Source organism: Dactylosporangium sp. NPDC005555 (assembly GCF_040605635.1).
GTDB lineage: Bacteria > Actinomycetota > Actinomycetes > Mycobacteriales > Micromonosporaceae > Dactylosporangium.
The window spans coordinates 16,244-40,825 of sequence record NZ_JBEXDG010000078.1 but is presented as its reverse complement, the minus strand read 5'-3'; the positions used below and the strand labels follow the sequence as shown (position 1 = coordinate 40,825).

The 24,582-nt window shown below is 73.2% G+C and carries 20 protein-coding genes; 9 read left to right on the top strand and 11 right to left on the bottom strand.

The window, feature by feature from the left end:
• Positions 1-88 precede the first annotated feature (88 nt).
• The 9 genes from ABZS58_RS46030 to ABZS58_RS45990 all read right to left on the bottom strand — a co-directional run bounded on the left by ABZS58_RS46030 (position 89) and on the right by ABZS58_RS45990 (position 10,280).
• The gene (locus ABZS58_RS46030) at positions 89-1,558 is read right to left on the bottom strand and encodes a M28 family peptidase (protein WP_354790638.1); all 1,470 of its coding nucleotides are present in this window, start codon (positions 1,556-1,558) and stop codon (positions 89-91) included.
• Positions 1,559-1,900: 342 nt separating this feature from the next.
• Positions 1,901-3,862, bottom strand: a complete 1,962-nt coding sequence (locus ABZS58_RS46025) for a carbamoyltransferase C-terminal domain-containing protein (protein ID WP_354790636.1) — start codon at positions 3,860-3,862, stop codon at positions 1,901-1,903.
• 5 nt (positions 3,863-3,867) lie between these two features.
• Positions 3,868-5,064, bottom strand: a complete 1,197-nt coding sequence (locus tag ABZS58_RS46020; protein ID WP_354790635.1) for a cytochrome P450 — start codon at positions 5,062-5,064, stop codon at positions 3,868-3,870.
• 10 nt (positions 5,065-5,074) lie between these two features.
• The gene (locus ABZS58_RS46015) at positions 5,075-6,010 is read right to left on the bottom strand and encodes a hypothetical protein (protein ID WP_354790633.1); all 936 of its coding nucleotides are present in this window, start codon (positions 6,008-6,010) and stop codon (positions 5,075-5,077) included.
• Positions 6,011-6,102: 92 nt separating this feature from the next.
• Positions 6,103-7,158 carry an arginase family protein gene (locus ABZS58_RS46010; RefSeq protein ID WP_354790632.1) on the bottom strand — a complete coding sequence of 352 codons (1,056 nt, stop codon included), beginning with the start codon at positions 7,156-7,158 and terminating at the stop codon, positions 6,103-6,105.
• Complete coding sequence (locus tag ABZS58_RS46005) at positions 7,152-8,162, bottom strand: HEXXH motif-containing putative peptide modification protein (RefSeq protein WP_354790631.1); 1,011 nt, start codon at positions 8,160-8,162, stop codon at positions 7,152-7,154. Before ABZS58_RS46005 ends, ABZS58_RS46010 begins: the two co-directional genes overlap by 7 nt.
• Before the next feature lies 1 nt (position 8,163).
• A complete protein-coding gene (locus ABZS58_RS46000; RefSeq protein ID WP_354790629.1) occupies positions 8,164-8,310 on the bottom strand; it encodes a hypothetical protein in 147 nt (48 codons plus the stop codon).
• 250 nt (positions 8,311-8,560) lie between these two features.
• A complete protein-coding gene (locus ABZS58_RS45995) occupies positions 8,561-9,550 on the bottom strand; it encodes an intradiol ring-cleavage dioxygenase (RefSeq protein ID WP_354790627.1) in 990 nt (329 codons plus the stop codon).
• A 136-nt stretch (positions 9,551-9,686) separates the two neighbouring features.
• Positions 9,687-10,280: a TetR/AcrR family transcriptional regulator gene (locus ABZS58_RS45990; RefSeq protein WP_354790626.1), complete on the bottom strand. Its 594-nt coding sequence runs from the start codon at positions 10,278-10,280 to the stop codon at positions 9,687-9,689.
• Between the two features lie 95 nt (positions 10,281-10,375).
• Here ABZS58_RS45990 and ABZS58_RS45985 point away from each other — a divergent pair, with 95 nt between their 5' ends.
• The 9 genes from ABZS58_RS45985 (at position 10,376) to ABZS58_RS45945 (ending at position 21,063) form a co-directional block, all read left to right on the top strand.
• Positions 10,376-10,924: a hypothetical protein gene (locus ABZS58_RS45985; RefSeq protein WP_354790624.1), complete on the top strand. Its 549-nt coding sequence runs from the start codon at positions 10,376-10,378 to the stop codon at positions 10,922-10,924.
• 168 nt (positions 10,925-11,092) lie between these two features.
• Positions 11,093-13,435 carry an EAL domain-containing protein gene (locus ABZS58_RS45980; protein WP_354790623.1) on the top strand — a complete coding sequence of 781 codons (2,343 nt, stop codon included), beginning with the start codon at positions 11,093-11,095 and terminating at the stop codon, positions 13,433-13,435.
• A gap of 161 nt (positions 13,436-13,596) precedes the next feature.
• Positions 13,597-16,173, top strand: coding sequence for a BTAD domain-containing putative transcriptional regulator (locus ABZS58_RS45975; RefSeq protein ID WP_354790621.1), 2,577 nt, complete (start codon positions 13,597-13,599; stop codon positions 16,171-16,173).
• A gap of 191 nt (positions 16,174-16,364) precedes the next feature.
• Entirely contained in the window at positions 16,365-16,520 is a 156-nt protein-coding gene (locus ABZS58_RS45970; protein ID WP_354790620.1) for a hypothetical protein, read from the top strand.
• 17 nt (positions 16,521-16,537) lie between these two features.
• The gene (locus ABZS58_RS45965; RefSeq protein WP_354790619.1) at positions 16,538-17,572 is read left to right on the top strand and encodes an MvdC/MvdD family ATP grasp protein; all 1,035 of its coding nucleotides are present in this window, start codon (positions 16,538-16,540) and stop codon (positions 17,570-17,572) included.
• A complete protein-coding gene (locus ABZS58_RS45960; RefSeq protein ID WP_354790617.1) occupies positions 17,569-18,522 on the top strand; it encodes a TIGR04500 family putative peptide maturation system protein in 954 nt (317 codons plus the stop codon). The genes ABZS58_RS45965 and ABZS58_RS45960 overlap by 4 nt, the downstream gene beginning before the upstream one ends.
• Entirely contained in the window at positions 18,515-18,703 is a 189-nt protein-coding gene (locus ABZS58_RS45955; protein ID WP_354790615.1) for a hypothetical protein, read from the top strand. Before ABZS58_RS45960 ends, ABZS58_RS45955 begins: the two co-directional genes overlap by 8 nt.
• The gene (locus tag ABZS58_RS45950) at positions 18,700-20,829 is read left to right on the top strand and encodes a peptidase domain-containing ABC transporter (protein ID WP_354790613.1); all 2,130 of its coding nucleotides are present in this window, start codon (positions 18,700-18,702) and stop codon (positions 20,827-20,829) included. The genes ABZS58_RS45955 and ABZS58_RS45950 overlap by 4 nt, the downstream gene beginning before the upstream one ends.
• A 51-nt stretch (positions 20,830-20,880) precedes the next feature.
• A complete protein-coding gene (locus ABZS58_RS45945) occupies positions 20,881-21,063 on the top strand; it encodes an antitoxin (RefSeq protein WP_354790611.1) in 183 nt (60 codons plus the stop codon).
• A 212-nt stretch (positions 21,064-21,275) separates the two neighbouring features.
• On the opposite strand, the gene ABZS58_RS45940 is transcribed toward ABZS58_RS45945, so the two are convergent.
• Together ABZS58_RS45940 and ABZS58_RS45935 are read right to left on the bottom strand one after the other, a co-directional pair.
• Positions 21,276-22,451, bottom strand: a complete 1,176-nt coding sequence (locus tag ABZS58_RS45940) for a M20 family metallopeptidase (protein ID WP_354790609.1) — start codon at positions 22,449-22,451, stop codon at positions 21,276-21,278.
• Between the two features lie 69 nt (positions 22,452-22,520).
• The gene (locus ABZS58_RS45935) at positions 22,521-24,545 is read right to left on the bottom strand and encodes a ricin-type beta-trefoil lectin domain protein (protein WP_354790608.1); all 2,025 of its coding nucleotides are present in this window, start codon (positions 24,543-24,545) and stop codon (positions 22,521-22,523) included.
• Positions 24,546-24,582: the final 37 nt, after the last annotated feature.

Below are 24,582 nucleotides of genomic sequence, written 5' to 3'. Positions count from 1 at the left end.
GGGGTGGCGGGCCGCGACGCGGCCCGCCACTGACGGGGGTTTCTACAGGCTGACGGTCCGGCCGCCGAGGGTCACCACGAGGCGGGCGCTAGCTGACCTGGACGGCCGCGTCGTCGATGACGAACGAGGTCTGCAGGGACGAGTCCTCGGTGCCGTTGAACTTGATGGTGACGGTCTGGCCCGCGAAGGCGTTCAGGCTGTAGGACTTCGCCTGATAGCCCGCCGCCTTGTTCAGGTTGGACAGGGTGCCCAGCGTGGTCGAGCCGGCGGTGACGGTCAGCTTGTCGTACGCCGACGTGGTCGTCGTCTCGGCGGAGTCGATGTGGACGTAGAAGGTCAGGGTCGCCGAGCAGCCGGCCGGGATGGTGACCGCCTGGGAGAGCGACTCGGTCTTGGTGGAGCCGTAGCCGAGCAGCCAGGCCGAGTACGTGCCGGTGCGGGCGGGCTGGCCCTGGCTGGACCACTGGCCGATGGCGCCGGTCGTGCCGGTCCACGAGGTCGCCCCGGACTCGAAGCCGGGGTTGGCGAGCACCTGCGCCGCGGTGCAGCCACCGGTCGGCGGGGGCGAGGACGGCGGCGGCGTGGTCGGCGGCGTGGTGGAGCCGGAGACCGACGTCTGCCAGATCGTGTACGCGACCCCGTCGGCGGCGCGGTTGAGGACCGTGGCGCCGATGTTGCTGGTCGTGTCACAGGACTGGTGGTAGCAGGAGTCGTAGGCGCTGTTGGCGGTGCCGCCCCACTTCGCCGCCTGCGCGGAGGTCTTCCGGGCGCTGGCGCCGGCGGCGTAGCCCGACGTCGGGATGCCGACCCGCTCGAAGGAGTAGTCGTCGGAGCGGCCCGCGCCCTCGGTGTTCTCCTCCGGCTGCAGGCCCAGGGAGTCCCAGTACGCCTTCATCGGCGCGGCGGCGGCCGAGGTGATGTGGTTGATGAAATAGCCGCCGTTCTTCGAGCCCACCATGTCGAAGTTGTAGTAGGCCTTGATCTGGGTGCGCTGGGTGGTGGTCAGCGCGTTGGCGTAGAACGCCGATCCCTGCAGGCCCTGCTCCTCCCCCGCCCACCAGGCGAACCGGACGTGCCGGCTCATGGTGGGGTTCTGCGCCGCCAGTGCCAGCGCGTTCTCCAGCAGCGTCGCCGAGCCGGACCCGTTGTCGTTGATGCCCGGGCCCGCCGCGACGCTGTCTAGGTGCGCCCCGAACATCGTGATCTGGTCCGACGGGCCGCCCGGCCAGTCGGCGATGAGGTTGTTCGCCCGGTAGGTGCAGCTGGTGCAGGTCTGCTCGGCCACGGTGTACCCCGCGGCCTGCAGCTTGCCCTTGATGTAGGCGACGGAGGCGGTGTACCCGGCCGTGCCGCTGCGCCGGTTGCCGCCGTTGCTCGTCGCGATCGTGCCGAGCTGGGTCAGGTGGGCCTGCACGTTGGCGACGGCGATGTCGGGCGCCGCGGCGAGCGCCGGCGTCACGGCCACCGGGGCGGCGGTGGCCGGGATCGCCAGGCCCGCGCCGACGAGCAGGAGCGCGGCGGACGCGGTCAGTGTCATCGCCGCTGATCTGGATCTCATGTGGGGGCTCCTCGATCGGAGGAAAAGCAGTCGGGCGAGATTCGCATACTTCGATTTCGACGGACAAGTGATCGAGGGCATACCAGCCTGGACATACCGCGGACCCGTGCAACCGATGCGGTGGTGGTCGCGAGGGCCGGGGTGCCGGCGCCGAAGTGCTCGATGGACCTCGCGCCGAGGCGGGAGGCGCGCAGGACGTCGATCCCGCCGGAAAGATGGCCGACGTGGCCCGCGCGATCTTCCGGCAGCTCAGCGTCCGTTCCCTGTTGTCAGGTACACGACGCGCGGCTACGGGGACCGCCGGTCGCCCGGCAGGAGCCGGTCCGCGACCGCCGTCGCCGGTCAAACGTGCGCGGGACCGCCGGCGTCGACCCGCCCTGACGCCCGCCGCAGGTACTGACGCACCCACGCCAGATCGTTCGGGAAGCGTTGATAGTGGGTCTGCGCGGCGGTCCGCACCCGGGCGCAGTCGTCCGGATCGGACAGGTCCGCCTGATGCAGGTCCGGGGTTGTCATGGCGTGATAGAGGTCCGGTCCGGTGAGGCCGTGCGGATACGCGTCACGACGGGCCGGAGGACGGTCGGCCGCCGGCGGGAAGGCGTACACCGGCGCGGGACCCGCGGCCGTCCGCACGTCGACCAGCAGACGTGTGCCGTCCACGTAGCACACGCGGATCCCGCGATCGGCGCAGAAGCTGAGCGCCTGCTGGACGGTCTGGACGATCGGCTGCGCGGGGCCGTTGAGTGACGTGTTGCCGAGCATGGGCACGCCGGTGTGCTCGAAGAACGTCTGCAACGCCCGGTGGAGCAGCGGCTCGCCGGCAGCGGTCAGCGTCTGGAGGCGTGCGCTGCCGTCAAGATGCGTGATCGCGGGCACCTGTGCCGCCCGGCTCGGCCGTATCCGCGCGGTCTGCAGCATGTACGGGCTCGGCCGGTCCGTCTCGAACCACTCGGACACGTGGGACTCAAGGACGACCGGAGCGACCGGCCGCCACCATTGACGTCCCTTGAGCAGGTTGAGCTGCTCTTTGGACCCGATGCGGCGCGGGTCGGCAAGGATGCTGCGGTGGCCGAGCGCCCTGGGGCCGATCTCGCTGTTGCCGACCACCCAGGCCACCGGGGCGGCTTGGACGTCCGCGACGAAGTTCGCCGGGAACTCGCCGCTGTCGTCGATGGTGACGGCACCCGCGAACGCGGCGACCGCCGCCGCCATGTCGGACGCGCCACCGCCGTGGTACGCCGACCCGAGCCGGAACTGCAGCGCTGGAACCTCCTGGTGGAGCAGGGCCAGGCCGACGCCGAGAGCCTGTCCGGAGTCGTTCGCGCACGGTGGTGCGAGCAGCCCTGCGAAGCCGTACCGCTCCATGAGCATCGAGTTCGTCGGACAGTTCAGGGCATATCCACCGGCGAGGGCGAGGTGAACCCTGGTGAGGTCGACGGAATTCGAAGCCAGGAAGGTTTCGACATTGCGGATCATGACCGCTTCGCAGGCGGACTGCAGCAGCTGCATGACGGCTGCGATCCGCACCTCACCGGGGGAGAAACCGGCCGAATCCGGGATCCCCGCACCGAAGCACCGGTCGACCTCGGCGAGTGCCCGCGTCAGGACCGTCTCGCCCGCCGACACGGCGCCGCCCAGGATGTCGTGCGGGGCTGCTCCGCGGAAGCGGAGGTCCTCGACCAGCGTCGCCGCGTCGACCGGCAGCTCGACGGGGCACGCCGCGGCCAGCGCCATCAGCGTGCCCTCGCGCATGCCGAAGGCCTTGCGGGCGGAGTCGTAGATCCGCCCTGGTGACTCGGCGGCGAACCAGGTGCACCGCCCATGGTCGACGTATGCGCCTGCGTACCAGTCGACCGTGCGCCCGAGGACGTGGTCGGGTCCGCCGTCCGGCGCGAAGCACAGGATCCGTCCGGTGTGGAAGATGTCGCTGTCGCTGTAGAGGCCGGTGTAGGCGTGGGCCACCGCATGGAGCGGCAGACCGGGCACCGGCGACCCGTAGGGTGCGCCGAAGTCCAGGCCGGGAGTGCCCCAACACGCGGTGATGTCGTCCCAGCCGACGCCTTCGCCCGCCAGCAGCGTTGCGATGAAGGCTCGCGCGGCGGGCACCGAGGGGAACGGCCGGCCGTGCTGCTTCTCGCCGCTCAGCCGCTCCAGCTCCCAGTGACGGATGAGTTCCAGCTTCGTTCCGGTGCGCAGCCAGAGGCTCAAATTGTTGTCGTGGCGCGGTGTGATGCCGAGCAGGTTGCTCAGCCGCGGCGGTGAGAGGTAGGTCGACAGGTAGTACGCGGGTGCGGACGGCTTCATCTGTCTCACCCGATGCGCATGGGCAGCAGGCTGGTTTCCCGCACGAAGTTGGAACGCAACATGGTCGGCGGCGCGAGGGCCCTGACCGAGGTGGCGCGTTCGAGGACGGCTCGGAGCACGCCTGCGACCTCCATGCGGGCCAGGGCCGCGCCCAGGCAGTAGTGCGGACCACCGCGACCGAAGCTCAGATGAGGGTTCGGTCGCCGGTCGGCGCGGAAGTCGTCCGGGTCATCGAAGACCGCGTCGTCCATGTTGCCGGAGTAGAGCCAGAGCAGCACCTTGTCGCCCTGCCGGAGCAGCCGGCCGTGCAGTTCATGGTCCTCGGCGACGGTGCGGCGGACGTGGTACAGAGGGCAGGCGATCCGGATGACCTCCTCGACCAGTGGCCTCATATCGTCGAGGAGGTGCGCCCGGTTGGCGCTGAAGAAGTCCCACCGCTCGGCCAGGTACCGCAGGCCCATGACGATGCAGTTCTGCGTCATGCCGGTGCCGGCGGTGGCGAGGATGACGAGCAGGTCCTCGATCGCGCCTGCCGGGGGGCCGTCCCCCGACCGGCGGGGAATGAGCCAGTTCCGCTCTGCGGACCGGACCCCGAGCAGGCGCATCATGGCCCGCGACGGTGAGCCACCGAACGATCTGACCAGGGCCGGCGGGAGCCGTAGCCGCTGATAGTCCACCGCGGCCGGATCGGGCACGGTGTCGGCCAACATCAACGCGGACAGGCGCATGAAGTAGTCACGCAGGTCGTCCGGGACGCCGAGGGCTCTGCACAACGAGTACGCGACCATCGGTGCGGCCAGCTCCTGGACGACGTCGACCTCCTCCCGGGACCAGATCGCGTCGAGGACGTCATGCGCCAGGTCGTCGATCGCGGGCCCGAGGGCGAGCAGTGCGTCCGGCCGGAAGGCGGCCTGGAACTGCTCGCGGAGGCGGGTGTGCTCCGGTGGGTCGACGTGGAGCATCGACCGGTTGTAGGAGATCTCCTGCGGCGTCTGATCCTGCAGGGTCGTGCCACCCGCTGCACTGGAGTAGCGGTTCGGCTGACGCAACGCGGCGACGACGTCCGCATGCCGCACAAGGTTCCAGGCCGGTCGCGCGCCGGAGAACGGCGTCCGGACGCAGGGCTCGTCCGCCCGCATCCGGCGCAGGGTGCCGAACGCCCGTCCGTCGGCGAACGCCGCACTGTCGAGGTCGGATGTCATGCTGATCGTTTCAGTCACCTGTCTGCTCCGGTCGCATCGACAGCACCGCCCCGGACGTGTCCAGCCCGAGGTAGCCGTCATGAACGGGGGACGTCTGCAGGCTGAGCAGCTCAGCGCCGCTCGCCGTCGCGAGCGTCGGCGGCCCGGCTCCGCCTGACCGCAGGCGGATCTCCATGATGCTGCCGTCCGCACCGGCGACCGCGAGTCTCCGCCCGCCTCCGGCGGCCGCGACTGCCACGGGGGCGACGCTCAGGTCGAGGAGCTCCGGCCGGCCCCCGCCGACGGACAGGAGCAGGCGGTGATCCTCGGTCGTGGCAGCGAACACAGGCGCGGCATGGCGGGTGGACCACCACGCCGTCCAGGCACTGACACGTTCGAGGTCCGCTGCGGACGAGTCCACGACGGTGCCGGCGCCGTCGAAGGTCCACGTCGCGATCCGCCGATGGTCGACCGTCAGGGCATACCCGCGGCCGTCGGGGCCGACCGTCGTGACCATCCCCTCGAGCCAGTCGATGTGCGGATGGCAGGCGGCGGTCACCGCGCCTGTCCAGGGGTCGGTGAGGTAGACGTAGCGATCGTCCGCGCCGGTGGCAAGAAGCTCGCCGCCGCCGAGCCGCAGCGGCTCCAGCTGGTGGATCGCCTTGCGGTGCCGCTGCCACCGGAAGACCTCCGGCGACCCCTGGTGCCACACGTGAAGGCCACCGCTCTCGTCGCCCCACGCCAGTCCTGCCGGCAGGTGGGTCGCCGCGAGTCGCGTCGGTTGGCCGGCGCCTGCGCGGAACGACCGCACGCGTGCCCTGCTCGCGAGGTCGAAGACCTCGACGGCGGAGGGGGTGGCGACGCAGAGCAGCAGCCCTCCGGTTGCCGCGTCCAGGGCGACAGCGTCCAGCACCGGAGCGCCGACCGACAGCGGCAGCACCGGACCGTGCGGCCGCAGTACGATCACCTCACCCGCCAGCGATGCTGCGATGAGGCACGATCCGGACCGTCGCAGCAGGTGTGCACCCGGCAGGCGCGCGACCACTGCGCAGCGCAGCGTCACCGGGGGCTCAGCAGTTCTGCGAGCCGCTCCACCAGGAGCGCGGCGGACCCGCAGGTCGGCTCCTCCGCCCAGCCGCTGAGGCCGGACAGCGTGGGGGCGACCTCGGTGACATCGGCACCGACCCAGCGGATCGCCGCGGAGGAGTGACCGAGCGCGTCGAGGAACGTCAAGAGGGAGCCGAGCCGCAGATCGCCGCCGGGCAGGCCGGTGGCCGGTGCGTCGTGCGAGGTCAGCGCGTCGATGTCGATCGACAGGTAGACCTGGTCGCAGCCGCGGGCGGCGAGGAAGGCGACGGCGGCGGCCGCCGCCGCGGCGGCACCGTCGACGTCCGTGGTGTCGAGACGCAGGACGCGTCCGTCGAGCCACTGCGGAAGCACGGAGCCGTCCACGACGCCGACCTGGACGACCGCTGCGAGGCCGACCGTCGCGTCGGCCGCGTGGATCCAGCTGCTGTGCAGCAGCTGGAGACCGTCCCGCCCAGTGCTGAGGTCGCCGTGCGCGTCGATGTGCAGCAGTCCGACGCCCGCGGCCCCCAGCCCCCGGATCGTCGCGGCGCTGACCGAGTGGTCACCGCCGAGCGTGATCAGCGGCACGCCGCCCGCCGCGCAGCTCCCGGCGATGGCGGCGGCGGCGGACAGCATCGACACCGGCAGTTGGGCGGCGGCGTCGCCGTGGCGCTCTGCGCGGATCCGCTCGAGCCACTGCGGGGCGAGCATGTCATCGGTCGGTGGTCCCGGCAGGTATCGCACATCGCCGAGGTCCCGCAGGGTGTGCCGGCCGATGCCGCGGTGCTCCATGGCGAGGCGGATGCCAAGAGGGCCACTGTCACTGCAGGAGATTCCGTAGCTGCCGCCGGCGTACGGCACACCGAGCAGGCATACCGCCGGGCCGGCGCCGGACAGCTCGTCGAGCCAGGCGAATCGGACCGCCGCCGGCTGGCTCGTCCCGTAGCGCCGTTCGTGCAGTGGCACGGCGAGCGGGGCGTGGCCGCCGGAACTGGACGCCCAGCCCGCTCCCGGCGCAGCGCAGAGCCGGCGGACCAGATTCAGCATGTGCGAGCCCGCGCGACGCCACCTGCTTCGACGGCCTGCCGCAGGGCTGGCGTGACCAGGTGGTCCAGGAGATGACGCGCGGCCGGGCTGAGGCCGGGATGGGCGGACACGGAGTCGAGCGGCTCCAGTGACCGCTCGGCGTAGTCCTTGGCGCGAGCCGCCCAGTCCAGCTCGTCGCGGGCCACCGACGACCGCAGCCCGTCGAACAGACAAATCAGCCTGGCGACCACGATCAGCGCGTGGAGGTTGCCGTACACGTGCCGTTTGTCCGGCCGGAACGGTGCGGCGTACCGCTCCTCGAAGATGTCGTCGCCCTGGATGAGCGGCGCCCGCAGCGAGATGAGGTCCAGCAGGTTGTGCGTCGCCTCGTGCAGGATCTCCTCCGCGAACACGCCGGGGGTCCACGAGTCGTCCGGGGACAGGAAGACCAGTCCACGGTGGATGGCACCCGACGACCCCCGGAAGCTCGCGCGGTCGTCGACCAGCGCGATCGAGTCCACCACCAGGCGGACGTCCTCGGCGTATCCGGGAGTCGACGATCGGAGCAGGTCCATGGCGGCCGCGATCGAGGTGCGGCTCCGGGCGAACTCGGCGGACCCGGGCGGCAGGAACGACGCGCTCGTGTTGGATTCCGCACGGGAGCCTTTGCCCAGGACCCGCAGCAGCGCGGTGAATCTCGGGCCGGGCTCGGTCATGAGGTCGACGCCCCCCGCACCGACCAGTTTCCGGTCGGCGTCGAGCGCGTCGCGCAGCTCGTCCCACGTCGAGCGGGTCGGTTCGCCCGCGAGGAACGAGAAGACCTCCGGGCGGAGCAGTGTCCGCTCCCATTCCCGCTGTTCGTACCCGGCGATGCGGTCGATCAGGCCGTTGTCGTCGGGGTCTGTCTCCCGTCGGGCCAGGAGCGCCTGGTAGGCGAACAGCGCACCGTTCGCCCGCCAGTCGGCAACGGCGGGAAAGGCGTCCGACCCGATGAGCGAGGACGCCTTCCCGCTGGAGATCCGCACGTCACGAGCGCCAGTGGCCACACTTGCGGGTCTGCGAGAAGTCGGCGCCTTCCGGCTCCGCCTCCGGCACCGCCCCATAGGCGTCGTCAGCGGTCATAGGGGGCTCGAGAACGCTGTTCTCGACGACCTCGATGAGCTGGGATTCCATTGCATTCCTCCATTGCCTGCCGGATTCGACCGGCCGTCGAGGCGGCGGTCGTCCCCAGCCGATTCGGGTGTCATCGATAGCGCTGATGACGGTATCGGCAGGCGACGGATCGGCTCCGCGAAGTACGTCAGAAGACGTACGACATCGGCGGCGGCATCAATGGTTGGACACTTCCGGCCCGATCGGGCGGCGTTGGGGTGCCCGCGGCACACGACCCCGCCTGCCCGTGTCGCATTCCTGGGCGCGTGGCCTACTGGCTCGGAGGCGCGCCGGTCGGACGGGGTCCGCTCGGCGGTGCGCCACCGGGTCCGCCGGAGCCGCCGGGACCGCCGCCGCCGGGGGGCGCGCCGCCGCCGGTCGGGACGGTCGTGGTGTCGACCTTCGCGGTGAGGGAGACGGCGTAGCCGCTGCTCACGTCGCCGGTGACCGTGCCGAGCTGCAGGGCGCCGTCGTCGTCGCCGAAGACGTTGTCGTTCTGCAGGGTCACCTGCGACAGGTTCGTCACCGACGCCGCGTAGCCGGTCGTGGCGTACACCTTGTCGCAGGCATCCTTCGGCAGCGCGACCTGGGAGGTGGCGATGGCCTTGGACGCGTCGGCGATGCTCGCCTGGTCCGGATACACCTCGAAGTGGATGTGCGGCCAGCGGCCCGAGTAGCAGGCGGGGAAGATGCTGGTGAACCTGACCTTGCCCTGCGCGTCGGCGATCTGCACGCCCCGCAGGTAGTTCTGGTCGGTGACGCCCTGGGAGTACAGCGAGTAGCGCCCCTCCCGGTCGCAGTGCCACACGTACACCGCGACCCCGGCGAACGGCGTGGCCGCCCCCTTCGCGAGGTCGACGATGCTGAGCTCGAGCGTCATCGGCACGCCCTGCGCCGTGGCGGTCGCGGTGCCGAACGACGAGCGGATGTCGCTGCGCACGACGCCGCTCGTGGTGAGCGCGTTCGGCCCGTTGGACCCGTCACCCGGATACGGGCCGGCGGTCTCGTCGGGGATCTCCCCGGCCGACGACGCCACCGCGCTGCTGGACGTTCCGGACGCGCCTGACGTGCTGGACGTGCCCGAGTCGCTGTCGGAGCCGCACGCGGCGGTGAGGCCGACCACCGCGGCGCCGAGCCCGAACACCCGCAGCAGCTGCCGCCGCTGCACCATCGTGCCGAGGTCGAAGCCCAGCCCCTGGTCGGACAGCTCCTCGTCGGGGCGGGCGAACTCCCGCCCCTCGTATGCCGGTTTCCGTGCCACGGTCGAACCTCCCGTATGACGTCCCGAATCGCTTCAGGTACAAACTGGCCGCGAAACCTGGCACCCAGCTGTCAGCCGCCTGCGAACGCCCTTCGCCTTCAGCGGCATTACGTCATGTATCAACTACCGAGCGTAGCTAAACGGGCGGGCGAGCCCGCAGGAGACCCTCGACGCCCTGTAGGAACGTCTCGCAGATCGGTCCCGGGTCGGACAGGCAACCGGCCGCCATCGCGCCGTCGCGCAGCATGACGTAGTGCCGGGCGGCGGCCTCGGCCGAGGGCGGCCCGTCCGGGACGCGTGCCAGGAGGGCGGTGACGGCGTCCAGGAACCACTGCCGGTGGGCGAGGACGGCCTGGTGCACCGGATGGCCGGGGTCGGGGTATTCGGACACGGCGTTGAGGAACGCGCATCCGCGGAACCCCTCCGACCGGATGCCGTCGGCGATCGCCACGGCGACGGCCCGCAGCGCATCGGCCGGGGGCAGCCCACCGTCGACGGCCGCGTCGAGCCCGCGGCGGATCGCCTGGTCGGCCTCGTGCAGATACGCCAGGATCAGGTCGTCCTTGCCGGGAAAGTGCCGGTACATCGTCGCCCGTGTCACCTGCGCCTCGGCGATGATCCGGTCGATGCCGACGGCGTGGATGCCGTCGGCGTAGAAGATCCGGGCCGCCGTGGTGAGCAGCCGGGAGCGCGCCTCGGACGGCCGGCCGCCGGTTTCGCTACGCCTCATCCTCACAGGATAGAACGTTCGGTCTTGACCCGCCGCGTCACGGGTGGCATCGTGCAACGAGACAGAACGTTCTACCTTTTAGGAAGGCGCTCGCAGTGACCACCATCGCCCCACCCCGCCCCGTCGCATCGGCGCTGCGACGGCTGTACTTCGTCCGGTTCGGTTTCGCCGTCGCCTGGGCCGCCCTGCTGCTCACGACCGCGGCGGAGATCGGACCGCTGACCGTCGCCCTGCTCGTGCTCTACCCGGTGTTCGACGTGGCCGCGGCGGTCGTCGACGTCCGCTCGTCCAGGACCGGCGGACCGTCGCTCCTGCTGTACGGCAACATCGCCATCAGCACGCTCGCCGCTGCCGCCCTCGCGATCGCCGCCGCGTCCGGCATCCCGGCGGTCCTGCGGGTGTGGGGCGCCTGGGCGATCGTGGCCGGCCTCGTGCAGCTGGTCGTGGCGATCAACCGCCGCGGGATGGCCGGCCACTGGCCCATGATCCTCAGCGGCGGCATCTCCACCGTCGCCGGGACATCGTTCATCCTGATGGCCGCCGCCGAGGACGCGAACCTCGACAACGTCGCCGGCTACGCGACCGTCGGCGGCGTCTTCTTCCTCGTCTCGGCGCTGCGCCTGCACCGCACCGCCGCGCCTTGAGGCCACGACGAACGGCAGTCCAGCTGCCGGGGGCAATGACCGTCCGACGCTCTGATCCACGGGGTGGGACCGTGGCAACGACCGGACGAGTGGTCGGGGGCGCATATCGGTGAAGCTCAAACGTTCGGGTGAGATCCGGTACACAACCGGCACGATATTCTCGGGGCCGTGACGCGGGAGGCGCTTCGATCGGCGGCGGGTCCCGCGGCTGGTGTGCCCGCACGGCGGTATGTGCTGGCCGCGGCGGTCGTCATGGCCCTCGGCACCGTGTGGTGTGTCGGGTTCCTCGTCGGCGGGGTCGGGTCCGAGGCGTTCGCGTACACGTTCGTGCCGGTCGGCGGGGCCATCTCCACCGCGTCCGTCGCCCACATGGTCCGCCGGTGTGACCTCAACCCCGTGGCCAGGTCGTTCTGGCGGGCGTTGATGGTGGCGATGGGGCTGATCACGGTCGGGTACGGCTGGCTGGCCGTCGACATGCTGACGCACGCCGCCCAGGCGCACACGCGCACGATGCCGATGCCGGCGGCGGCGTGTGTCGGAGCGGGGTTCGCGCTCGCGTTGTTCGCCGTCGCCCGGGTGCCGGTCGTCACCACCGGAGGGGTCGACTGGTGGCGGATGCTGCTCGACCGGACGATCGCGTTCCTCGGGTGCGCGGCGGTGCTCTGGTACGCCGGGCTGGCCCCCATGCTCTCGGCGCGTGAGCCGTGGAGCCGGCAGGCGATGGTGCTGGTCGGGCTGGCCTTCATCGCCGCCGTCGGGGCCGCCACGAAGGTCTCGTACATCGCCGGCGGGCCCGTCGACCGGACCGCGATCCGGCTGATCGCGGCCAGCGGCGGCGTCACCGCCGGGATCGTCGCGGTCATCGCCGTGCGCTTCGGGCTGATCGCCGCGGTGCCCGCGCAGGCGGTCGTGATGCCGCTGACGCCGGTGCTGGCCACGCTCGGGGTCGCGGCGCAGTGGCGGGCCTGCCTCGGGCTGCGCCGCGACACCGCCCGCAGCGGGAAGCTGCTGCCGTACCTGGCGGTCGTGGCCGTCGACGTGCCGCTGGTCGCGATGGCGTTCGGCGCGCCCCTGGAGTGGCCCGGACGGGTCGTGGTCGTCGCGGCGGTCCTGGTGACGGCGCTGGTCACCGCGCGCCAGTACATCGCGTACGAGGAGAACGCCCGGCTGCTCGGCGACATGCGGGTGCAGGAGGAACGGCTGCAGTACGAGGTGAGCCACGACGGCCTGACGGGCCTGGCGAACCGGGCGCTGTTCCGGGAGCGGCTCACCGCAGCGCTCGGCACAGGACACGCGTCGGTGCTGCTCGTCGACCTCGACGACTTCAAGACCGTCAACGACCTGCTCGGCCACGGCGTCGGTGACCGGCTCCTCGTCTCCGTCGCCGACGTGCTGCGCGCGGAGACCGGCGGCGACGGGCTGGCGGTGCGGGTCGGCGGGGACGAGTTCGCGGTGCTGCTCACCGCGGCCGGCGCCGACCCGGAGGACCTCGCCGGGCGGCTGCTGGCCGCGCTCGACCAGCCGATCAGCGAGCACCGGCTCCTGGTGCAGGCCAGCATCGGCATCGCCGACGCCGTGCCCGGCGCCACCGTCGACTCCGTCCTGCGGGACGCCGACGTCGCCATGTACACGGCGAAACAGCGCGGCAAGGCGGGCTCCGTGCGCTACGTCGACGGGATGGGCGAGCCGGTCCTGGCGCACATGCAGCTCGGCGGGGAACTGCGGCGGGCCCTGGACAACGACGAGCTGCGCGTGGTGTACCAGCCGATCCTGCGCCTCGACGACCAGCGGCTCATCGGCGTCGAGGCGCTGGTCCGCTGGCACCACCCGACCCGGGGCGTCATCACGCCGGCGGAGTTCATCCCCGCCGCCGAACGCACCGGGCTGATCGTGCCGCTCGGCCGGTACGTGCTGCGCGAGACCTGCCGGCAGGCCGCGGCGTGGCTCGCGGAGTTCGGGCCGGACGCGCTGGAGAAGGCGGCGGCGAACGTGTCGGCTCGGCAGCTGCACGACCCGGACTTCGTCGCCGACGTGACGGCCGCGCTCACCGACAGCGGCCTGCCCTGCGAGCACCTCGTCCTGGAGGTCACCGAGTCCGCGGTGCTGCGTGGCCAGCAGGTGTCGCGCACCCTGTACGAGCTGGACAGCATGGGCATCCGCCTGGCGCTGGACGACTTCGGCACCGGCGAGTCGTCGCTGAGCCTGCTGCGCGCCTTCCCGGCCTCGATCGTGAAGCTCGACAAGTCCTTCGTGGACGGTGTCGAGATCGACGACGGTCAGCCGGCGGCGGCGAACGCGCGGCAGGCGGTGGCCCGCGCGGTCAGCCAGCTCGCGCTCGCGCTGGGCCTCGACACGGTGGCCGAGGGGGTGGAGAGCGCCGAGCAGGCGGCGGTGCTGCGCGACCTCGGATACACCCACGGCCAGGGCTATCACCTCGCCCGCCCGATGCCCGCCAGCGCCGTCTCCGCCCTGCTGCACCGCCAGCAGTCGATGGCGGCCGCGGACCTCTGACCGGCGGAGGCCGGGCGTGCTCGACGCCGCCCGCTGCCACCCGTCCGCCCAACCCGACGATGCCGGCCGGTCGGCGATGCGACACAACGCCACCGCAACCGGCGCCCGGAGCTGGTCGTCTGACCCGACGTCCGTGCAAACGATCATCGGGTGGGAGTGTCATGGCAGATCCGCGGTTCGGTGTCCTGGGGCGGCTGGAGGTGACGATCGGCGGGGAGCAGGTGGACCTCGGTGGCCAGCGCCCCCGCATGCTGCTCGCGCTGCTGCTCAGCACCGGCGGACAGGAGGTGCCGTTCCACCGCATCGTGGAGGTCCTGTGGGGCGCCGAACCCCCGGCGACCGCGCTCGGCACCGTGCACAGCCACCTCGCCCGGCTGCGCCGCGCCCTGGAGCCGGACCGGCCACCGCGGTCGCCGTCGCGGGTCCTGGTGCGGGTCGGTGCGGGCTACGCGGTCCGGCCCGCCCCCGGCTGCCTGGACGCCGAGGAGTTCACCGCCCTCGCCGGCGAGGGACGCGAGCTCGTCGCCGGCGGCCGGTTCGCGCCGGGCCGGGCCGCGCTGGACCGGGCGCTGATGCTGTGGCGCGGCGGCGCGTACGCCGACTTCCCGGACGCGTCGTTCGCGCTGGTCGCGGCGCGGCGCCTGGAGGAGCAGCGGGTGCAGGCCCGGATCGACCGGGTGGCTGCCGAGATGGGTCTCGGGCGGCACGAGGCGGTGGTGGCGGAGCTGTCGGGGCTGGCCCGCGAGCATCCCGGGCGGGAGCAGCTCTGGGAGCTTCTGGCGCTCGCGTTGTACCGGTCGGGCCGGCAGGTCGACGCGCTCGACGTGCTGCGGGAGGCGCGCGACACACTGTCGGGCCGCTTCGGGGTCGACGCCGGTCCGGCGCTGCGCGCCCTGGAGACCTCGATCCTGCGCCAGGAGACGGTCGCGCCGGCACCGCTCAGTGCCTTCGTCGATGACTTCGTGGGCCGGGCCGCGGAGCTGGCGGCCGTGTCCGAGCTGCTCCGCACGGCGCGGGTCGTCACCGTGACCGGTCCGCCGGGGGTCGGCAAGAGCCGCCTGGTCCTGGAATACGCGCGCCGCTACGCCGACCTCACCGGCGTTTCCGCGGTGCGGTGGCCCGACGCGCCCGGACCCGCGACCCGGCTGCTGGTCGTCGACGGCACGGCGGCCCCCGCGCTCGCCAGCCCCGGGCCGCGGGTGCTCGCCGCCGCCCGGGCACCGCTCGGCGTGCCCGGCGAGGTCCTGCTCGAACTGGGGCCGCTGCGGGTCGAGGACGCCGTCGAGCTGTTCGCCGCGCGGGCCACCGGCGCCCCGGACCGCCGGCTGGCGGCGGCCGTGTGCGACGCCGTCGGTTGCCTGCCGGCCGCGGTGGAGCGGGCCGCCGCGCTGTCCAGGACGCTGCCGCTGAACGCGCTCGCCGGCTATCTCCGCGACGACCCGGCCGCGCTGCTGGGGCCGGCCGCCGACCCGCTCGGCGGCCCGCTCACGCCGGTGGACGCGACGCTGCTGGGGCGCCTCGCCGTGTTCGAGGGCGGGTTCGACCTCGACGCGATGGCCGCCGTCGCACCGGGGCTGCACGCGGGGCTGCCGGGTCTCGTCGACCGGTCGCTCATCCAGGTGCGCCGCGACGGCGGGACCCCGCGCCGGTTCCGGCTCGGGCGGCCGCTGCGGCAGTACGCCCGAGGTCTGCTCGACGACGACGACCGCGCGCGGACCGTCCGCCGGCACCGGGACTGGGTCCGTGGCCTGGCCGGCGAGGCGGCGACGGGGCTGCGGACCGCGGCCGCCGACGACTGGCTGCGTCGCCTGCACACCGAGCGCCACAACGTCCGGGCCGCGCTGCACGGAGCGCTCGACGACGGCGACGGCGCCGCCGCGGTCGACATCGCCGGCGGGGTCGCCTGGTACTGGTTCCACGAGGCCACGACCATCGAAGGCACCGCGTGGCTGCGGGCCGCCCTCGCCTCCGGCGGCCAGGACCACACGTCGACCGGGCAGGCCGCCCGCAGCCGCGCCGCGCTCGGCCTGTCGGCGCTGCGCTCGATCGCCGGCGACGTCCCCGACGCCGTGACCCAGGCGCACGCGGCCGTCTGGGACGCCGAACGCGCCGGCCACGACTACCTGCGCGCCGACGCCCTGTGCTGCCTCTCCTTCGTGGCCGCCGCGTCCGGCGAAGCCGCCTTCGCGGGCGCGGCGGCCGGCCGGGCCCACCGGGCCGCGGAGACGGTCGGCTGGCCCGACCTGCTCGCCCAGGGCCGGATGGTGTCGGGCCACGCCACCTACCTCGCCGGCGACCTCGGCGGCGCGGCCGAGCTCCTCGCCGAGGCCCGCCGGGCGGCCCGCGACTGCGGCTACGGCTGGGTGGTGACCGTCGCCGGCTGGCTCGGCATCGAGGTCACCCTCGACCTGGCCCGCTACGACGACGCCCGCCAGGCGGCACTGCGCCTGTCGGGCCGCCTCGGCGACGGCCCGACGATGAGCTCCTGGCTGGTGACCACCCTGTCGCTGGCCCGCGCCCTGACCCTCACCGGCGACGCCGAAGCGGGCGCCCTGCTGTGGGGCGCGGTCACCGGCATCGGCCGCCGCGTCGGCCTCACCGCCCAGGACATCGGCCGCGCCCACGCCCACCGCAACCACCACGGCGCCCCCGCCTACCGCCACGCCGCCGCGTACGTCCGCGGCCTCGAGATGACCCGCCCCGAGGCGGGCGCCCTGATCGCGACCCTCACCCCGTAGCCGGCCCCGGGCCCCAGGGCGCGCGCCGCGGGCACAGCGGCACGCGCCTGTTGCCGTGCCGGGCGGGTGGCGTCGGATCGGCGACAGGGGGCTGCCAACGCGTCGCAATCGGGTGGCAAGTCGGCGGGCCTTCAATGGTGTCCGCCGGGCCGCAACGGACCCGGCGGACCACACAACAGGAAGGACCTCAGGTGAAGAAGGCACGCATCAAGCTCGACGCGCTGGCGAAGTCCGGCGTCGAACTGCGCGAGGACGAGCTGAAGCAGGTGAACGGCGGGGCGCCCAGTCAGGTGTGCACGCTGAGCGGCGGCAAGTGGCGCTGCTCCGGCGACGGCATGTTCGACTGACCGGCCGGTAGATCGTCATGACCAGCCGGATCCTCGTCCTCACCGCCGACGGTGACATCACCGCCGAGCGGGTCGCGGGGCTGCTCACCGAGCGCGGTGCCGAGGTGCTGCTGTTCGACCCCGGCACCGTCCCCTCCGGTGCGCAGGTCGAGCTGACCGCCGGCGGCACCGGCCCGGTGCGGCGGTGGCTGCGGCGCAGTGCCACCGGCGGCGAGCAGGACGTGGACCTGGACGGTCTGACGTGTGTGTGGCACCGGCGCCCGTCGGCGCCGGTGCCTCCGCACACCGTGACCGACCCGGACACCAGGGCGCACCTCGCCGCGGAGGTACGGACCTATCTCGACGGCATGTGGCGCGGCCTGCGGTGCCGGCAGGTGCCCGCCACCCGGGACGTGATCGACCGCGCGGACCGCAAGTCGTTTCACCTCGCGGTCGCGGCCGGGCTCGGCTTCGCGCTGCCGCCGACGCTGATCACCGCCGACCCCGACCGGTTCCTCGACTTCTACGACGCGCACGACGGGAAGATCATCACGAAGCCGTTGCACCGGTCGCCGCGCGGCACCGAGGACGCGCCGCTCGGCAGGTTCACCGAGCCCGTCGGCAACCGCGACCTCGCCCACGTCGGCGCGCTGCGGCTCGCGCCGATGATCGTGCAGGCCTACGTGCCGAAACGGGTCGAGGTCCGCGTCACCGTCGTCGGCGGAGCCGTCTTCGCCGCTGAGATCCACTCCCAGGCGACGGCGCACACCCGGTACGACTGGCGCCGCTACGACCACGCGAACACGCCGCTGAAGGTGCACCCGCTCCCCCGCGACGTCACCGAGCGCTGCCGGGCACTCGTCGCGGCGCTCGGGCTGAGTTTCGGCGCCGTCGACCTGATCCTGACCCCGGAGGGACGATACGTGTTCCTGGAGATCAACCCGAACGGCCAGTTCGACTGGCTGGAGCTGGCCACCGGCCTGCCGATCACCGACGCCGTCGCGCGGCTCCTGCAGACCGGCCCTGTGACCGACTCTGTGACCGGCTCTGTGACCGGCGGGGTGCCGGCATGACCCTGCTGACGGACGCGGTCGAGCTGCTGCGAGCGGCGACCCCCGACCTGGCCGGGACGCGCGCCGCCGTCGGCGCGTTGCGGGCCCGGCACCCCGGATCCGGGCTCCGGTTGTTGTGGCAGCGGGAGGCGTACGACGGCAGCGTGCACTACGACCTCCTGCTCCGCGAACCGGACGCCGGCGGCACCGTATCGCTGTCGTGGTGCCCGGACGACGACCTGCCGTGGCCGCTGCGCGGGGTGCAGCGCGGCGGGGAGATGCTGCTCGTGCGGGTCGACGGGGTGGCGCTCGAGGTCGCCGACGCGGTCGCGTACCTGGACGTGCTGTGGCGCTCGCAACCGCTGCGGGACCGGCTCGTCGACGCGTGCGTCGTCCGTGCGGCGATCGACGGCGACGAGCTCGACGACGAGGACCTGCAGGTGGCCGCGGACGCGTTCCGGCGGGCGCGGGACCTGCTCACCCCGGAGGCGACCCGCGCCTGGATGGAGCGGGAACGGCTCAGCGACGAACAGTTCGAGGACCTCGTCACCCATCAGGCGCTCGTGGCCCGGCTCCGCGCGAGGGTCACGGCCGGCGCCGGCCCCGGCTCTGGCTCCGGCGCGGCCCGGCACGACCGGCTGCGGATCGTCCGCGTCGAACGCCCGTCGGCGGCCGAGGCAGAGCGTCTCGCCGCCGCGCCCGACCTCCTCGCCGCCGCGGCGGCGGACTTCGCCGCCGGGACCGGTCCGGCGCCGACGCTGGAGACCGTCACCCGCGCCGAGCTGCCGGACGCGGGCGAGGTCGGCAGCGTCGTCGGTCCCATCGCGACGGCCGACCGGTTCCTCGTCGCAGCGGTCCTCGCCGTCGAACCGGCCACAGCGGACAGCGTGTCGCGGGCGCTGTTCGCGGAGTGGCTCGCCGAACGGCGGGCCGCCGCCCGCGTCGAGTGGAACTGGGGACCCCGTGACTGAGCCCCGCGACGGTGTGTTCCTGGCGTCCGCCGTCCGCCGCCACGCCGAGGGCGGTCGCATCCCACCGGAGCGCCTGCGAATCCTGCCCACCGGTCTGTTCGTCGGCCTGTGGATCGCGGTCACGCTCCTGCTGGCCGCGCTGGCCGCGCTGGCGGCCGCAGCGGCGGCGGTGGCGGCGTGAGGCGCCGGTTGCGGCAGGTGCGGCAGGTGAAGGCCGCCGACTGCGGCGCCGCCTGCCTGGCGATGGTGCTCACCCATCACGGGCGGCCGTCGACGGTGCGGGAGGTGACCGCCGACCTCGGGGTCGCCCGCGACGGCCTGAGCGCCCACGCCCTCGTCGAGGCCGCCGGCGGCTACGGCCTGCACGCCCGCGCGTTCTCGCTGCCGCCGGAGGCCCTCGCGGACGTGCCCACCCCCGCGGTCGTCTACTGGAACTTCAACCACTTCGTCGTCCTCGAACGCCGGCGCCGGCGGCGGGTGCACCTGCTCGACCCCGTCTCCGGGCGCCGGCGGCTCACGCACGAGGAGTTCGCGGCCGGGTACACCGGCGTCGTCATCGGCTTCGAGCCGCGCGACGACTTCCGTCCCGGGCGCGCGGCCCCGAAACCGTTGTGGCGGCGGCAGTTCCTCACCGCCGCGCTGCGCCGCTACCGGCCGGTCCTCGCGCAGATCCTGCTGGCGTCGCTGCTGCTGCAACTGCTCGGGCTCGTCGTGCCGGCGCTGTCGGCGGTGCTGGTCGACCGGCTGCTGCCGGACGGCGCCGCGGACCTGCTGGCGCCGCTCGGGCTCGCCGTCGCGGTCGCCGTCGCCGCCCAGGCGGCGCTCGGGTTCCTGCGCGCCGCGCTGCTGCTGACGCTGCGGTCCCGCGCCGACCACGACGTCACCGGCGGCGTCGTGCGGCACCTGTTCGCGTTGCCGTTCCGGTTCTTCGCCGACCGTGGCACCGGCGAGCTCGTCATGCGCACCCACAGTGTCACCGCGTTGCGGGAGATCCTGTCGGGGCACGTGCTCGCGACGCTGCTCGACGCGCCGCTCGCGCTGGGGTACATCGGCCTCGTGCTGTGGCGGGACCCCGTCTTCGGCGGATGTCTCGCCGCGCTCGGCTGCGTGCAGCTGGCGCTGCTGCTGCTCACGAGGCGGCGGGTCGCCGAGCTCGCCGAGCGTGAGCTGTCCACGTCCGCGAAGGCGCAGGCGCAGCTCATCGAGTCCCTCGGCGGCATCGAGACCCTGAAGGCCGCCGGCGCCGAGCAGCGCGCCGTGCAGCGCTGGTCGTTCCTGCTCGCCGGCCAGCTCAACGCGGGGCTGCGGCACGGGCTGCTGCGCGGCGCGCTGGACACCGCGTTCGGCGCGCTGCAGTTCCTGACGCCGGCGCTGCTGCTGCTCGTCGGCGCGCACCGGGTCCTGCACGGCGACCTGAGCCTCGGCACGATGCTGGCGCTCGGCGCGCTCGCCACCGCCGCCCTCGCCCCGCTGTCGTCCATTGTGGACAATCTGCAGCAGCTGCAGCAGACGGGCGCGCACCTGGCCCGCCTCGACGACATCATGGCGTCGGAGCCGGAGCGCACCGGTGGCCCTTCCGCCGATGGCGTCCTGGAGGTGCGGGACCTCGGCTTCCGGTTCGACCCGCGAGCGCCGTGGGTGCTGCGCGGCGTCTCGTTCACCGTCGCACCCGGGCAGAAGGTCGCGTTCGTCGGCCGGTCCGGGTCCGGCAAGAGCACGCTCGCCAGGTTGCTGCTCGGCCTGTACGAGCCGACGGAAGGCCATGTGCTGCACGGCGGCGTCGACGTGGCGACCCTCGACCCGCACGCGCTGCGCCGCGGGTTCGGGGTGGTCACCCAGGAGCCGACGCTGTTCACCGGCACCGTCCGCGACAACATCGCGCTCACCGACCCCGGCGCGCCCCTGTCCCGCGTCGCCGAGGCCGCCGCGACGGCCGCCGTCCACGACGACGTCATGGCGATGCCGATGGGGTACGACACCGTCCTCGTCGACGGCGGCGGCCTCTCCGGCGGGCAGCGGCAGCGCATCGCTCTGGCCCGCGCGCTGCTGCCCGGCCCGCGCGTGCTGCTGCTCGACGAGGCGACCAGCCACCTCGACCCGGCGACCGAGGCACTCGTCGAGACGTCGCTGTCGGCCCTGTCGCAGACCCGCATCGTGATCGCGCACAGGCTCAGTACCGTCCGCGACGCCGACGTCATCCACGTCCTGCACGAGGGCCGCATCGCCGAGCGCGGCACCCACGACGAGCTGCTGGCCCGCGGCGGCCACTACGCCGCCCTGCAGGCAACGTCGTCCGCCGAGGGGTAACCCCGCGGGGGCCGGGTAGTGCAGCGTCCCTGAAGCCATTTGGAGGACGAGATGAGCAGCTTCATGGAGAAGATCAAGGGCCTCACGCACCGGCACGAAGACAAGGTCGACCAGGCGATCGACAAGACCGGCGAGCAGGCCGACCAGCGCACCGGCGGCAAGTACGGCGACCAGATCGACAAGGGCGTCGACGCCGCCAAGCGCCGCACCGGGCAGGGCGACACCCGGCCGTAAGGCAGCAGCCGCAGAAGTACTCACGGACACGCCGACCCGGCGGGGGGTCCGGGTACTCCGGCACCCGATGCGCCCAGAGGACGTCGCGGGCTTCATGAACCAGGACACCGGGTCCTGCTCACCACCGCGGCGGGCGCCGGCGGTCCGCTCCGGCCGGGGACGGCGGGGCGGGCGCCGGCGTCACGCTGCTCGCGGAGGCCTGCCGCGCGGCGTCAGCTGTCGCCGCGGGACAGGCGCCGCTTCGCGAGCTCGGCGAGCAGCACCGCACCGTCGTGGAGGACGCTGTCGTCGAAGACGGCGCGCGGGGAGTGGTTGTCGGGCATGACGGTGTGGTCGTCGCCGCCGGCCGCGCCGAGGAACAGGTAGGCGCCCGGCACCCGCTCCAGGACGCGGGAGAAGTCCTCGGAGCCGGGGTCGGGGTGCTCCATGCGCTGGAACCGTCCGGCGCCGAACATGTCGGTGACGGTGCCGGCGACGAAGTCGAACTCGGCGGCGTCATTGACGGTCACCGGATACTCCGGCTCGAAGCGCACGTCGACGTCCAGCCCGTGGGCGGCCGCGATGCCCTCGCACACCCGCACCGAGTCGCGCTCGATCTGCGCCGCCGCGGCGGCGCTGAACGTGCGCACCGTCGCGGAGAACTCAGCCTCGTCGGGGATGACGTTGCGCAGGGTGCCGGCGTGGAACGCGCCGACCGTGACGACGACCGGCTCGAACGGGCTGAACCGGCGCCCCACCATCGTCTGCAACGCCGTCACCATCTCGCACGCGGCCGGGATCGGGTCGCGGGCGTCGTGCGGTGCCGAACCGTGCCCGCCGGCGCCGGCGACCCGCACGAACAGCCCGGCGGAGGCGGACATCAGCGGCCCGGGCCGGCACGCGAACACGCCCCGCGGGAAGCCGGCGGCCACCACGTGCAGCCCGTAGGCGGCGTCGGCGGGCCGCCCGGCGGCTTCCAGGACACCTTCGGCGATCATCAGCCCGGCGCCGTCATAGCCCTCCTCCCCCGGCTGGAACATGAAGACGACGTCGCCGGTGAGCTCGTCGCGCCGCTCCGCGAGCAGCCGCGCCGCGCCGACCAGGCCGGCGGTGTGCAGGTCGTGCCCGCAGGCGTGCATGACACCCGGGACGGTGGACGCGAACGGCGCATCGGCCGGCTCGGTCACCGGCAGGGCGTCCATGTCGCCGCGCAGCAGCACGACGGGCCCGGGCCGGCCGCCGCGCAGCACCGCCGTCACCGACGACAACCCCGTGCCGGTGCGCACCTCCAGGGGCAGTCCGTCCAGCGCTGCGAGGACCCGCCGCTGGGTGCCCGGCAGGTCCAGCCCGATCTCCGGATGCCGGTGCAGGTCGCGTCGCAGGTCGATGAGGTCTTCCCGGAGTCCCATCCCGGACACGGTACCGCCAGGCGCACCCTCCCGGCGGGGCACCGGTCCCGCCGGGAGCGCGCGGACCGGCTACGACAGGGTCCAGCGCTGGTTCGTGCCCGAACCACACGCCCACAGGACGATTTTCGTGCCGTTGGCGGTGCCGTGGCCGCTGGCGTCGAGGCACAGGCCGGACTGCACGCCGGTGATGGTGCCGACGGTGTTGACGCTCCACTGCTGGTTCGTCTGGCCGTTGCAGTCCCAGATGGCCACGACGGTGCCGTTCGTGGTGCCGTTGTTGTAGGCGTCCAGGCACTTGTTCCCGTACACCACCAGCTGCCGGCCGGACGTCTGCGTCCATGCCTGGTTGTTCTGCCCGTTGCAGTCCCACAGCTGCAGCTGGACGCCGTTGGTGGTGCTGGAGTTGTCGACGTCCAGGCACCGGCCCGACTGCACGCCCTGGACGCGGACGGAAGAGGGGGCCGACGCCAGCGGGCGCACCTCGATCGCGTCGAGGTCCGGGGCCCACGCGCTCGCGTTGGAGAACGTGAGGGTGTTCGCCGGGCCCGCGGTCAGCTGCACGATGACGGACACGGTGCCGGCGGTCGTCCACGAACCGGTCGGCGGGAACGCGACCACCGTCGACGGCTGCCCGCCGACCTGCAGCGTCGCGGTGCGGGTGACCGGATCGCCGTTGGCGTAGGCGATCGTCGCCACCGCGAGGCCGGACGTGGCGGCGGTGACGGCGTTGAAGCGCAGGGTGCCGCCGTTGCCGACGCCGCCGACCTTGGAGCCGCCGGAGCAGCCCGCGCAGGCGGCGACCGTCGCGCCGGTGCGGGTGTTGCCGGCCGCCTCGGCCTCGTAGGTCGTGGCGGGTGCCTCCGTGCCGGTGACGGTCAGCAGCACGGCGTCGTTCGCCGGGACGTTCACGGTGTACGACGAGGCGAAGCTCCCCGCGTTCGTCGCCGTCCACAGGTTGCGCACCGAGGCGGACGCCTCGGTGAGCCCCAGGTCGCTCCAGCGGACCGTCATCGCGGCGGCGGCGGAGGCACGGTTCAGCAGCAGCACCGCGCGTCTTCCGTTGCCCGACAGGACCTTGCCGTACACCTGCCGGCCGCCGGCGTCGGAGACCTTCACCCCCTGCAGGCCGCGCGGATCCTGGTCGACGGCGATCACCTCGGCGTTGCGCAGCGTCGCCAGGGTGGTGGCGTCCATGGTGGCGACGTCGTCGCCGATGAGCAGCGGCGCGCCCGAGATCGCCCACAGCCCCATGTGCGTGCGGTTCTGCGTGGCGGTCAGGCCCGGCATGCCGGCGATCATCATGTCGGGGTCGTTGGTGTAGCCGGTGTGCTGCGCCGCCGGGTGCAGGCCCTGGTCGAAGTTGTTGAACACCATGGCCTGGGTGGCGGTCTGGCCGTAGAAGATGATGTCGGTGCTGGTGCGCCACATCGCGCCCAGGCCGGGCGCCCAGTTCCACGGGCTCTGCACGCCCCAGTTGCAGATGGACAGCACGAGGGGGCGGCCGGTGGTCGCGGCGGCGGTGGTGACGGCGGCGCTGATCGCGCGGTAGGTGCTCTGCGGGTCGAGGCCCTCGGCGCTGCCGCCGCACCAGTCGACCTTGACGAAGTCGAAGCCCCAGCGGGAGAACTGCAGCATGTCCTGCGCGTAGTGGCCCTCGCTGCCGCTGCCGGGCGCCGCCGGTCGCCCGGTCGGGTAGTAGTAGCCGCAGCCGTCGCGGCCGGCGTCGGTGTAGATGCCGGCCTTGAGGCCCTTGCTGTGGATGTAGTCGGCGATCGCGGCCATGCCGCCGGGCCACTCGGCGGTGTCGACGGTGATGTTGCCGGCCGCGTCGCGGGTGCCCTGCCACCAGCCCTCGTCGATGTTGACGTACCGGTAGCCGGCGGCGGCCAGCCCGGATGAGACGAGGGCGTCGGCCTGCGCCTTGATCACGTTGGCGTTGATCTTCGCGGCGAACGTGTTCCAGGATGCCCAGCCCATCGGCGGGGGCGGGACCGGGATCTGGGTGCTCGTGACGGCCGCCCCGGCGGGCGCGGCGGCAACGGTCAGACCGGCGGAGAGGACGAGGAGCGCGAGGAGCCGGACCACATGCTTCATCTGGGGTGTCCATGTCAGATCGGCGGCGGGTGCGTCG

Bases quoted from the DNA above. Each gene is read 5' to 3' on its own strand.
- ABZS58_RS45940 (WP_354790609.1), bottom strand. From the start codon at position 22,451: ATGGGACTCCGGGAAGACCTCATCGACCTGCGACGCGACCTGCACCGG.
- ABZS58_RS46020 (WP_354790635.1), bottom strand. From the start codon at position 5,064: ATGACATCCGACCTCGACAGTGCGGCGTTCGCCGACGGACGGGCGTTC.
- ABZS58_RS45945 (WP_354790611.1), top strand. From the start codon at position 20,881: ATGAGCAGCTTCATGGAGAAGATCAAGGGCCTCACGCACCGGCACGAA.
- ABZS58_RS46010 (WP_354790632.1), bottom strand. From the start codon at position 7,158: ATGCTGAATCTGGTCCGCCGGCTCTGCGCTGCGCCGGGAGCGGGCTGG.
- ABZS58_RS45965 (WP_354790619.1), top strand. From the start codon at position 16,538: ATGACCAGCCGGATCCTCGTCCTCACCGCCGACGGTGACATCACCGCC.
- ABZS58_RS46025 (WP_354790636.1), bottom strand. From the start codon at position 3,862: ATGAAGCCGTCCGCACCCGCGTACTACCTGTCGACCTACCTCTCACCG.
- ABZS58_RS45960 (WP_354790617.1), top strand. From the start codon at position 17,569: ATGACCCTGCTGACGGACGCGGTCGAGCTGCTGCGAGCGGCGACCCCC.
- ABZS58_RS46030 (WP_354790638.1), bottom strand. From the start codon at position 1,558: ATGAGATCCAGATCAGCGGCGATGACACTGACCGCGTCCGCCGCGCTC.
- ABZS58_RS45935 (WP_354790608.1), bottom strand. From the start codon at position 24,545: ATGAAGCATGTGGTCCGGCTCCTCGCGCTCCTCGTCCTCTCCGCCGGT.
- ABZS58_RS46000 (WP_354790629.1), bottom strand. From the start codon at position 8,310: ATGGAATCCCAGCTCATCGAGGTCGTCGAGAACAGCGTTCTCGAGCCC.
- ABZS58_RS45990 (WP_354790626.1), bottom strand. From the start codon at position 10,280: ATGAGGCGTAGCGAAACCGGCGGCCGGCCGTCCGAGGCGCGCTCCCGG.
- ABZS58_RS45975 (WP_354790621.1), top strand. From the start codon at position 13,597: ATGGCAGATCCGCGGTTCGGTGTCCTGGGGCGGCTGGAGGTGACGATC.